8 protein-coding genes are annotated in these 11,489 nt (G+C 62.6%); 2 read left to right on the top strand and 6 right to left on the bottom strand.

From position 1 onward, the window contains the following. Positions 1–87 precede the first annotated feature (87 nt). Both GA615_RS12870 and GA615_RS12865 read left to right on the top strand, forming a co-directional pair. Positions 88–1,146, top strand: a complete 1,059-nt coding sequence (locus GA615_RS12870; protein WP_152051707.1) for an NAD-dependent epimerase/dehydratase family protein — start codon at positions 88–90, stop codon at positions 1,144–1,146. A 202-nt stretch (positions 1,147–1,348) separates the two neighbouring features. Continuing rightward, positions 1,349–1,879, top strand: a complete 531-nt coding sequence (locus GA615_RS12865; RefSeq protein WP_152051706.1) for a hypothetical protein — start codon at positions 1,349–1,351, stop codon at positions 1,877–1,879. 63 nt (positions 1,880–1,942) lie between these two features. Here the strand turns inward: GA615_RS12865 and GA615_RS12860 are convergent, their stop codons facing one another. The 6 genes from GA615_RS12860 to GA615_RS12835 all read right to left on the bottom strand — a co-directional run bounded on the left by GA615_RS12860 (position 1,943) and on the right by GA615_RS12835 (position 11,487). Next, complete coding sequence (locus GA615_RS12860) at positions 1,943–3,226, bottom strand: hybrid sensor histidine kinase/response regulator (protein WP_235905389.1); 1,284 nt, start codon at positions 3,224–3,226, stop codon at positions 1,943–1,945. A gap of 5 nt (positions 3,227–3,231) precedes the next feature. Continuing rightward, positions 3,232–4,095, bottom strand: a complete 864-nt coding sequence (locus tag GA615_RS12855; protein WP_152051705.1) for a response regulator — start codon at positions 4,093–4,095, stop codon at positions 3,232–3,234. A gap of 494 nt (positions 4,096–4,589) precedes the next feature. Beyond that, on the bottom strand, positions 4,590–7,961 hold the full coding sequence (locus GA615_RS12850; protein WP_152051704.1) for a hypothetical protein: 3,372 nt from the start codon (positions 7,959–7,961) through the stop codon (positions 4,590–4,592). A gap of 203 nt (positions 7,962–8,164) precedes the next feature. After that, a complete protein-coding gene (locus tag GA615_RS12845) occupies positions 8,165–9,085 on the bottom strand; it encodes a M28 family peptidase (protein WP_152051703.1) in 921 nt (306 codons plus the stop codon). Next, the gene (locus GA615_RS12840; RefSeq protein WP_152051702.1) at positions 9,082–10,893 is read right to left on the bottom strand and encodes an arylsulfatase; all 1,812 of its coding nucleotides are present in this window, start codon (positions 10,891–10,893) and stop codon (positions 9,082–9,084) included. The genes GA615_RS12845 and GA615_RS12840 overlap by 4 nt, the downstream gene beginning before the upstream one ends. A gap of 15 nt (positions 10,894–10,908) precedes the next feature. After that, positions 10,909–11,487, bottom strand: coding sequence for a Maf family protein (locus tag GA615_RS12835; RefSeq protein WP_152051701.1), 579 nt, complete (start codon positions 11,485–11,487; stop codon positions 10,909–10,911). Between the last annotated feature and the right edge of the window lie 2 nt (positions 11,488–11,489).

The following is an 11,489-nucleotide window of genomic DNA, read 5'->3' as shown; positions in this document are numbered from 1 at the left end:
GTTTCCGGCGCACCGATGGCACGAAACGATGGCTCTGGATTCGTGTTGCGCCCCTCAACTCCTGGACCCTTGTGACCAATTGACTCGATGAACGATCCCAATGGTCCTCTCAGCCGCCCCTGCCTCGTCACCGGCGCCACGGGTTTGCTCGGCAGCCATCTCGCCGAACAGCTCGTCGCTCGCGGAGAGCCGGTTCGCGCTCTGGTCCGGGCGACCAGCGACACGAGCTTCCTCGAATCGATCGGGGTGGAACTCGTGATCGGTGATCTCACCGATCCGAACTCCTGTGCCGAGGCGCTCCGAGGAGCCCGAGTGGTGTATCACGCCGCGGCGAAGGTGGGCGACTGGGGAACCTGGGACGAGTTCCAATCCGCCTGCCTGGATGCGACCGAGTCACTCGCCCGAGCGGCGATCATTGCCGGGGTCGATCGCTTTCTGCACATCAGCTCGACCAGTGCCTATGGCCATCCGCCCAGGACGGGTCAGGCGATCACCGAGGACCACCCACTCGGCGTCGGCCTTTGGTGGCCCTGGGATTACTACACGATCAGCAAGGTCGAATCCGAACGCATCCTCTGGCGACTGGCGAAGGAGGAAGGGCTTCCCCTCACCGTCATCCGCCCAAGCTGGCTCTACGGAGAGCGTGATCGGACGACGGTGGCTCGCATGATCAATCGTATGCGAGGGGCCGGAATTCCCGTGATCGGCCCCGGAGATAACCCGTTGAGCGCGATCTATGCCGGAAATGTTGCGAATGCCTGTATCCTCGCGGCCGAGGACCCCTCTTCGGTGGGGGAGGCGTACAACATTACCGACCAGGGGCCGATGACCCAGCGCGAGTTCATTCATTACTTCGCCGAGGCCGCCGGGGCGGGACCCCCTCGGTGGTATCGTCGGCTGCCGCATTTCTATCCGCTGGTGTTCGGCGGTTCGCTGGTCATTGAAGCCTATGCCCGGCTCATGCGATGGCCGAAGGCTCCGATCATCACCCGGTATGCAACCTGGCTGATGGCTCGACGGATCTGGTACAGCACCGAGAAGGCTCGATCGCGACTGGGTTGGACTCCCACCCTCGGAAATGCGGAGAGCATTGCACAGACGGTCCGCTGGTTCCTTGATCAGGACACCGAGCGCCGCGATCCGTGAACGGTCGCCGCTCCCGACCAGGCCTGAGTCCGTCGATCAAGGTTTCCGGTGAAGCACGCTCGTTTTCCAGTCGATCTGTGAGCCTAGGAAAACGTGCCGTAGCGACGTGCTCCGTTCTCATCGTAGAATAGGATCATCCTACTGATTGTGGACGAGGCAGAGTCTCCAGGCGATGCCGATCGGAGACGGAAGGGGAACAGCGATGGGGCTCAATCCGGAGACGACCCCGGACCCGACCGATGGCATCGCCCGAGCAGACCTGGAGCGGGCCATCTCGATTTATCTGGAACGTGCCTACCCTGAGGGAACCGTTCCCGAGGCGGTGCGTCGACGCCTGGCCTGGCGAGAGGCCCCCGGCCCTGTTCCCTTGCACGACCGTCAGATTTTTGAGGCGTCGAGTTCCGGCCCTGAGGGATCGCCGATTTATGCGATCCGTCTTGGGAACGCAAGATATCCGCACATGAAGTTGCAGGTGCAGCCCTGGCCGTCGGATGCCGGGTTCTTGCTTTCGGTCAACTCGCACGATCAGGTTGCCCCGCCTGATCCGTCCTCGCCCGAGGCGGAGGCCTTTCGAGCCTTGCAGGCGGCCAATCAGAAGTACAAGGAGCAGATCGAGTCGGCGTGGGAGGCAGAGGGATTGCCTACGTTTCTCGGCTACCTCAAGCATTACATTCAGAATGAGGAAGCCAAGCTCGAGAACCCGAAACCCGCGATTCCTGAAGATCGTGCCTGACCCAGCGAGAGGGGTTTGGCATGCGACCTCAATCCCTCAGAGCAAGAGTTGATGCCGATAAGCTTACCCGGCCGTTCCCGAACGCCCCTTTTCTTGATCGGGAGGCTCCCGTTCAGGGCTCGGTTCTGATTCGTCTGGCAACGGGCGGGTAATGGGGTGTCGAGGGAGCTGGATCCGAAAGCGAGAACCCTGACCCGGCGTGCTTTCGAAGGATGCGAAGCCACCGTGCATCTCGGCGAAGGTGCGAACAAGGCTCAAGCCCAGTCCAATGCCGCGTTTGCCGAACTGGAAGTCTCCGGACGAGTGGTGCATGGTGTCGAACCCGGTGAAGAAGGGTTCGAAGACCAGGTCTTGTTCGTTCGGGTCGATGCCGACCCCCTCGTCGCAGACCTCGAAGGCCACGGCATCTTCCCCTTCCGGACCCGCCCAGACGCGGATTAGCCCCTGGTCCGGGGTAAACTTGATCGCGTTGATGACCAGATTGGAGAGGGCATCGGCCACCTTCCCCCGATCAACCTCCGCCACTCCAAGCTCGGGCTCCACCACCAGCTCGATCCGCTGCTGGCGGGCGTCGAGATACGGTTGAACATCGTCGATGACCTGGGAAACCAGCGAAGCAAGTTCGACCGGCTCGGCATCGAGCATGGGGGCCAGGCGATCGGCATGCAGGAGCTTGATCATCCGCTCGACCGTCGATGCCAGCCGACGGCCCGCGGCGAGAATGCGCTCGACCCAGCCGCTGGTCAGATCGTCCGGTTCCGCCGCGTTGCCCTGGGTCAATTTCCAGAGTTCGGCCATGCCAAGCACGATCGTGACCGGCGTGTTCAGCTCGTGGCTGGCCACTTCAATGAAGTTCGACTTCAGTCGGTTGGCCTCCTGCAATCGGAGGTTGGCCGCGCGGAGTTCTTCGATCAACCGTTGCTTCTCGACGATCAGATTGCGGTGCTCGACCGCCTGACGGATCACCGTGGCAAGTTCCTCCGGGTCCCACGGCTTGGCAATATATCGGAAGACATGCCCCTCGTTGATGGCGTCGATCACGGCTTTCAGGTCTGCGTAGCCGGTGATCAGCAGGCGGGTCGCCTCAGGACGAATCACTCGGGCCTGACTGAGAAACTCGACCCCCGTCATCTCCGGCATCCGCTGGTCGGACATGATGACGCTGACGGGTTCCCGACCAAGGATGTCCAGCGCCTCGGCTCCGCGGCTGGCGGTCAAGACCCGGTAATCGAGCCGGAACAGGTCGTAGAGCGATCGAAGCACTTCCGGCTCGTCATCGACGACCAGAAGCACGGGACGACTTCGTCCGGAGGCAGGAATCCGGCGCTGGGTGACGGCCTCGGCCACGGCTTTCACGCCTCCTGGCCGGCGCAGTGATCGGGAACCGCGTCGGGGGGGAATCGCTTGGTCAAGGTCACCTCGTTACCGGCCTCATTGTGCCGTAATTCATCGAGCATACCACGAGCAATGAGCAGGCCGAAGCCCCCCTCCCGCAATCCCATCCGCTGACGGACCTCCAGATGAGCCAGCGGATTGTCGCGGCAGGCGGCGTGCGGCAGCATGGCTTGATCGAAGCCCGAGCCCTGATCGCGGATGCAAATTTCGACCCGATCTTCAAAGACCCGATAACTGATTTCGACGGGCAGATCAACCTGCATGCGGTTACCCCACTCGATGGCGTTCTGCCCGATCTCCAGCACCGCTTGTTGCAGATGCTGAACCTGTTCGATCGTCAGGGGAGTCGCCCGGTAGAGCCCGACCAGAAAATCATTGACCTGCCGGAGAAACTTCGGAGCGCTATCAAGTTCGATCTGGATCTCTCCACGAATCCGTTCTCGGTCGGCCTTGCCTTGCCAGGAGAGGGCCTGATCGATGGCCTGATACAGGTCGCTCGGTCCGTAAGGCTTGGTCAAATACGAATTGGCACCCACCCGGAAGCCCAGGCGTCGGTGCGAGTCGCCATGCAGGGCCGTCACCATGATAATCGGCAAGCTCATGGTTTCGGGAGCCGATCGAATTTGTCGGCAGACCTCAAATCCATCGATGTCTGGCAGCATGAGGTCGAGCAACACGAAATCCGGCCGATGAATACGAACACAATCGACCCCAGATCGACCATCGAAGGCCATCCTCGGCTCGATCTGCCGAAGCCGCAGGAACGCCGCCGCCATCTCGGCCTGGTCCGGGTCATCCTCGACGATCAGGGCCGTCTCCATCGTCGATAAGACTCCGCAGGCACACCGGGTCGAGGGAACCTGCCCAGTGGACGGGTCCCCAAGGCTTGACACAGGGGCGGCTTGAGCCGAGCACCAGGGCTCCACGCCGTTTCGCCGCCGAACCGATCCGAAATCCATGGTGCATCGTTCACCGGATTTCGGCCGTAGAGGTCCGATCGGACTCGATACGATCGTAACACTTCTTGATCGATCTGCGGAACAGAACGAAGGTGCTCATCATTGCGATCTCTTGGAAATCGTATGCCGACCGGTCTGGCGAGTCTAGCCTTGAACGTTCCGCCGATGACGGTCGGCCCTTGAGGTTGCGCAGACGCCCAGGCAAGGCGATCTTCTCCTCATGTCCGGCGAGAGTCGACGGACGGTTCCGTTCCGGTCGCATCATTGAGATGCGGAACCCCTCCGTTGATGCGCAAGCTATCGGTCTTCCTCGCGTGGATCAAGAGGCCAGGCGAGCGTGTCGGACCGATCGCCGGTCAGTCTCGCCGAGAGGGACGAGGCCCACTGCTCACCGGGCCGGGAGGTTGACGATCCGGTTCGGCGGGAGGAGTGCCTTCGAAGGGATCGGGGGCTGTCTCGATCCGCTCGGTCGATTCGGGCAAGGCCCCTAGCGTCGGGCTGGTCGGTGAAACCGGGGCTCCAGGTTGCTCGGCTCGTTCAATCCGGAGATCGTCAAAGAAGACCTCGCCACTCGTCGCCGCCAGGCCGAGCGTCACAGTCAGTTCGCCATCCTCGGGGGCTCTCCGGTAGAGCACGACCCGACGCCACTCGGGCAGCGCCGAGTACTGCCGATACTGCATCAACTCTCCGCCGATCGAATCCCGGATGATCACCCCGCCACCACTGCCGGCGGCCTGGAACACAGGCATTTTCACCAGCACTGAGATCCGGAGGAACTCGTGCTGTCGAACCGCGATCGGTGGCGTCTGAATGGCCACCGTCGGTCGGTCCTGAACGGGTGAAAACGCCTCGATCGACTCCCCCTCGGCCGGCTGGACTCGCAAGTGAAGCAACCGCTCACTTCCACGAACATTGGTGGTCGGATCGGCCTCGATGTCAATCAAGCCTTCCAGGCCGGGAACTTCGTAGCCGACACTGGTCCATCCCTCTCGAACGTAGAGGGCGGGATCGGCCTCCTCGAATTCGCCGCTCGGCAAGAGATTCCGGCCGAACGGATAGGTCCGGATCGTGCTTGTCCAGAACAGTTCCAGCTGAGGCAAGGTATTAAAGCACATCAAGGGCGGGGCAGAGATGGGCGTAAGCTCGAGTTTCACCTCGGGATCATGGGCGAATACGGTGGACTCTTTCAGGTCTTTCAAGGCTCGGACATGGTGCTGCTTCATCAAGATCTGAAGCGGTCGGACCACGCGGCGAGCATTGGCGAAGGCGGTTCCGGCTTCCCCTCGCGACAGGCCCGCGCGGGCGGCCCGAAGCTGTTCCTCTGCAATCGCGAGCAGCGCCTCGCTCCCTTCCACGTCGAAACCGTCGAGCACCAGTTGCGAGTGTGTTTCGACAATGGCTTGCTGTTGCAGTTCGGCCTGTTCGATCGCAAGTTGTGCCGCGATGGGGGCCCACGAAGCGATCGTCTGTTCGAGCTGACGGACCAAATCGGTGTTGGGGGTGAGCAGGACCCAGGCCGTTGCACCGAAGTCGGTCAACCGCAGCTCGATTCCCCCCGGAACCCGCTTCCGGTCAAGGTTCCGGACACCCCCAAGCGTGATTTCCCAGGCGGAGACGTTCGTGTGCCCGGGGACCGTGAATCGCACTTCCTTCTGGGCGAGCTGACCGGGAACCCACTGAGCATCCCGATCCAGGTTGCTGACCAGAAGCAAGGTTCCTCGGCGATCGGGAGTGGTGAACCCAACCGCCTGAATGTGGCTGAGCGCCGCAACTTCATCTTTTTGCGGGGAATCGCGTCGGTTGTAGTTTTCTTCAATCGGCCTGCCTGTCTCGATGCCCAACGGGGGGTAGACGTTGTAGGAATGGATGGTTCCCACGTTCCGCGCGAGAATTTCCTGAAACAGATCGATCTCGGCGTTGAGCAGTTGAAGCTCGATCAATCGGGCTCGGCCCGAGGTTCGCGTCAGCTCGGCGTCTCCGCGGAAGCCGATTCCCCTGTATCCGGCCGAAAGCGCGGCTGCCGTGGCAATCCGGATTTGCTCGGGCAGGATCTGCGGACGCCCCCACGACGGCGGCGGGTCGGACCCGTAAATGGCCCGCTGGAACTCGGGGGGAGCCGACGCGGGAATCCAGGTCCAGAAGAGCGCCTCAACATTCGTCAAGCCGGTCAGGTCGCGCCGCTGGGTCAGGTAGTTGAAGTAATGAATCGGGTGGGTCATGGTCCCCCAGGGAGTCCCGTGAGCCCCGACCAGGTCCATGCGTCCGGGGCGGCTCGTATACAGGGCAAGCTCCCCGGCCACGTCACCGGTCGTCAGGTTCGAAACTCCCACTGCAGCGTTGGGGGCCTGCACGGAATCGACGGCCTCCCGAACCCGCTTCAAGGTCTCCTGGCGGCTGCTCCAAAGGTTCTGGCCACCCAGATTCTCACCCAGGTGCCAGAAGGCGACCGCCTCTCGTCTGGGGTAGGAGTCAATGGCTGAAGCGAGCGTTGCCGCATCGGCCGCGCCAAGCAGCGAATCGCCGAGCATCGGCATCAGGAGCATTCCGGAGTCAACGGCACGATTCACGATCTCGACTGAGGTTCCCGGTCGTACGGCGAAGACGTCGAACCCAAACCGTCGGAGTTCCTCGGGAGAGGCTCCCGGAGCGTCGATGATCGTTGGCAGCCAGGGGAAATAGGCCCGCAACGGTTCGTCGAGTAACTCCAGGCGATTTCGGTTGAACCGGATTCGGCCGTCGGCAAGGGCCGGATTGTCGCTGGGAGATGAGAGGTCGGGACCAAGCTCCTCCGCACCGTCCGGACTGTCCGAGGCAAATCCGATCGGAGGATCGATCCGATCCGCCAACAGTTCGGGATCCACCGGGGCGATGCGAAGGGCATCAACCATCACCTCCGACTCTCCCGCACCGCCGTAGAGATTGAGGACGATCCGATCGAGGTAGGCTCCCTCCATCTCGACCTTTTGATTGGTCTTGAGCCGGAGAATCCGGGCCTGACGTTCGACGTTCGAGGGCAGTTCGCGGAGTTCGAGGCGTCGCCAACGCCCCGATTCCTCATAGAGCGTGCCGCCGACGTTGACGTAGAACGGCTGACCGGTTTCCGGGTCGAGGTCGTTCGGCAGGACCACTCGCCCAATGATCTGGACGCCGGGCCGGTTCGACCTCACATAGATCGAGGCCCGTAGGTCCTCGGTGATCGGGAGCTTCGGCAGGGGATAACTCGCATAAACACCACTGCCAGGACCTGCCACGAATTGAAATCGCTCGCTCGATCCCTCGAACGCCCCTTCGCTCGTCCGGTCGTGGACCCGAATCTGTAACGGGGCGTCGGCCGCTTCCTGTCGGAAGGCAACCCCATCCTCCTCGAAGTCCTCGGCCAGGGCGCTGATGGTCTGGCTGGGCGACTCCTCCATCGGTTCGGGAGGATCGACGCGAGAGGATTCCGGGGCGACCGGAGCGCGACGCTGGGTTGGCACCGGGGCCTCGGCGGGGCGATCGCGTGCTTCCCCTTCGATCGTTGGAGCGGGGACCGGCAGATCGGGCAATTCCAGGCTGGGAGGCTCGGGCACTTCGAACGTCTGAGCAACCGAAACGGAGGCTCCCGTCATCACCAGAGTCATCAGGAACGCCAGGCGGACCCCACTTCGCACGGTCCACTCAACGTTCCTTGGCCGATTGCCAACGACCGGGAGTGCCTGCCGCGAATCGCTCCCGAGGGAATCGCTCATGACTCCGGGCCTCCCTGCCAGGAAATCGTCCATCTTCGGCCTGCTCCCCGATCCTCCGGAGGCGGCATGACGACCCAGGAACGCCCTCGTCGAGGCCATGAACGCTGCCGATCCGTCCATCACCGAGGAGAGACTTTGCGCCGCGAGCGTTCGAACATTCCCCGCGGGTTCCTGGATCGTCACACAATGTCGCGAGACGCAAGTTACTCTCGGTTCTCGTTGTCGAGAAGGCCAGTTTTTCCCGGTTGCTGGTCGTGCGAGATTCTCCGACGGAGCCACTCCAGAACAACCCGGCCGACATCCTCAAGCGCTCGGGCATCGCATGCGTCGGGGAGGTCGTCGAGCGTGTGCCACTGGGGATAATCGAGATCAACCAGGGCGATTGCGGGAACCCCGACACTGAGCAACGGCAGGTGGTCGTCCTCAACGTAATGGCCCCAATCGTCGGAGAAGTGCGGTGTTCCGCGATTTCGGGCAATCTCCCAGAGGTCTTCCGTTAACCAGGTTGCGTAATCCCTTCCAAATCCTTCCCGACACAAACGCATCGCCCGACCCGCGATCATGTCGAGGATCACGGCCGCCGCGTAGCTAGGACCCCCTGCCCGCTCCTGATGCCTGGCTCGGAGGGCGAATTCTCGGGAGCCGAGGCAGTAGTCGCCCACTTCGTCGAAAACAAGCTCTTCCGCATCGAACATCACCAGATCGACTCCCGCCGATCCGGGCAGTTCGGTCAGATGCCTCGCCAGTTCCATCAACGCCGCCACGCCCGAGGCACCGTCGTTCGCCCCCAGGAATGGGCCAAGTCGCCGGGCAGGATCACGTTCCCGGTCTGCCCTGGGTCGGGTATCGCCGTGCGCGCCGATGAGGACGCGCTCCTGCCGTTCCGGCCTCCAGGAACCGACCAGATTCGCCAGTCGGACCGTCTCCCTTGAGAGCGGGTGAACCCCTTGAAACTCCTGAATGCCCACCTCGGCTCCACATGCTCGAAACGCGTTGCCCACGATCTGCCGCTGCTGCTCCATGGCGTCCGATCCTGCCGGCCGTGGACCAAGGTCGCAAAGCCGGATCAGATCGGTCATGGCTCGATCACCATCGAAGCGGTCGGCATAAGTCGAAGGATTCATGGTTCAACGAATTCCAGCTCGACCCCTTTGAGATCCATCACTCCGCCCCCCGGAACCTCGACCGCGCGGAGTGAGAGAAGTTGCCGACCGGCCTTGAGCGGGAGCAAACCCATCGGTAGATCGTTCCAGACCTTCTCATAGGCTTCTCCTCGCCAGTGCCCTTGCTCGTTGAGCGAGCCGCGCGGGACGCGGTCGGGGCTGGGAATGGGATCGGGATCGTGTTCGCTGGCGAGAACCCCCTCGACCGACTGACCATTGGCCTCGGCCACGATGCGCGCTCCCAGGTTGGCCGACGGAGCCGTGTAGTGCAGGGTGACCTGGTATTTGCCTGGCTGGAGTACATCGAGATCAAACCGGATGCTCTGATCCGTACGGGTCCAGTCGGTGAGCCAGTCGTTGGCGTAGCCGTGCGTGGCCCACCAGCGGATTCCCCCCTCGAAGGTGGCGTCGGGGCCGAGTAAGGTCGTCCTGGGGCGGTCGGGATGGCCAACCGGCACCGGAAAGACACCGTTCCAGTCCTGGGTCACCTCGGCGAACCAGGAATCATAAGCGTTGGCCAGTGTCCGCGTTTGTTCCGGATGTTCGGCGGCGATGTTGTGCTGCTGACCGGGATCGGCCACCAGGTCGTAGAGCTGCTCGGAATCGCGCTCGCGGACGTAGCGGAATCGCTGGGTCCGGACTGAACCGGGCAATGGTGAGCCATCCTCGGGAATCGGACGGCACTGGTTGGTAAAGAGCATCCGATCGGGCCAATCGGGCTCGAATCCGTCGAGTAACGGAATGAGGCTTACTCCATCGAAGTCCACTCCCTCGGGCGGTTCGACCCCGCAGAGGTCCAGAATGGTCGGCATCACGTCGATGTGGGCGGCAATCTGCGAGACGGTTGTTCCAGGGGTCAATGTTCCTGGCCAGCGGAGAAACATCGGAACGCGCGTTCCTCCCTCGTGGATGCTTCCCTTGCGTCCTCGCATCCCGCCGTTATAGCGATCGGTGTTCGGGCCGTTGTCGGAGAGGAACACCACGATCGTCTCATCAGCCAGTTCCAGCGCGTCGAGCGTGGCCAGAAGTCTCGCGATGTTCGCGTCAACCTGCTCGGTCATGGCATAGACGGAGGCAAGTTTGGGGTCGAGCCCTTGATTGGCATACTTCTGAAAGAACGCGTCGGGAACCTGATCGGGGCTATGCGGGACGTTGTACGGGATGTAGCAGAAGAAGGGCTGATCGTGGTGTTGCCTGAGGAAATCGATCGCGGCATCGGTGAGGATGTCGCTGATATAACCCTCGGGCTGGATCGGTCGGCCATTGCGTTCCAGCAATGGATTGAAATAGTTGTTCAGGTGCCCACCGCAGAATCCGAGGAACTCGTCGAACCCCTGGCCGTTTGGGTGCATGGGGTAGTGAGCACCGTTGTGCCACTTCCCGAAACATCCGGTGGCATAACCGGCAGCTCGCAGAGCTTCGGCGAGCGTGATCTCCTCACTTCGCATGGACTCCAGGCGATGCGTGACCCAGACGGTTCCGGTGCGGAGATGATCCCGTCCTGTCAGCAGGCTTGCTCGTGTGGGAGCGCAGACGGGGCTGACGAAGAACCGATCGAAACGCACCCCTTGACCGGCCAAAGCGTCGAGTGTCGGCGTGTCGATTGCAGGGTTACCGTGGCAGCGAACGTCGCCCCAACCCTGGTCGTCGGTGAGAATCATCAGCACGTTCGGCCGTCTCGGTGAGTCGTCGGCCGCGCCTGGTCCCGCCGTCAGTGCCACGAGTGCGGTGATCATCGGCAAGGCACTGCATCGGAGGTGGTCGCGCATTGGTCGGCTCCGGGATCAGCGATCGGTCATGATCGACGGGTACTCACGAATCAACTGGTCCAGTCGCTCCAGAGGAAGGCCGACCACATTCGACCAGCTTCCTGAGGTCACGGAGACAATCGGGTCGTCATCCTGCACGCCGTAGGCACCGGCCTTGCCGACCCATCGGTCGGAGTCGAGATGGGCCAGGCGTTCGTCGTCGGTCATCTCGCGGACGTGGACGAGACTGGTCTCGACGGCTCCGACCCATTCCCGGCGATCCGCTCGATAAAGACAGAGGCCGGTCAAGATGGCCACCTCACGTCCTTCCTGAGCGCGGATCATCCGCTCGGCGTCCTGGCGATCGAGCGGCTTGTTGAGCAAGCGACCGTCGAGGGCACACGTCGTGTCGGCGGCGAGAATCAGGCCCGAACCGCGACGAGAGGCGACGGCATGAGCCTTCCGCCAGGCCAGCTCGGCGACGTAGGCTGCCGCGTCGACCGGCCCTTCGGGCTCCAGTTCCTCGACCCCGGAGGGATCGACCTCGATCGAGTATCCGGCCTCGGTCAGCAGTTGCCGGCGTCGGGGGGATGCACTGGCGAGGATCAATCGCATGG

The sequence above is a fragment of the Tautonia marina genome (assembly GCF_009177065.1).
Taxonomy (GTDB): domain Bacteria; phylum Planctomycetota; class Planctomycetia; order Isosphaerales; family Isosphaeraceae; genus Tautonia; species Tautonia marina.
Note: the sequence above shows the minus strand (reverse complement) of the source record. Positions and strands in the feature narration are given on the sequence as shown.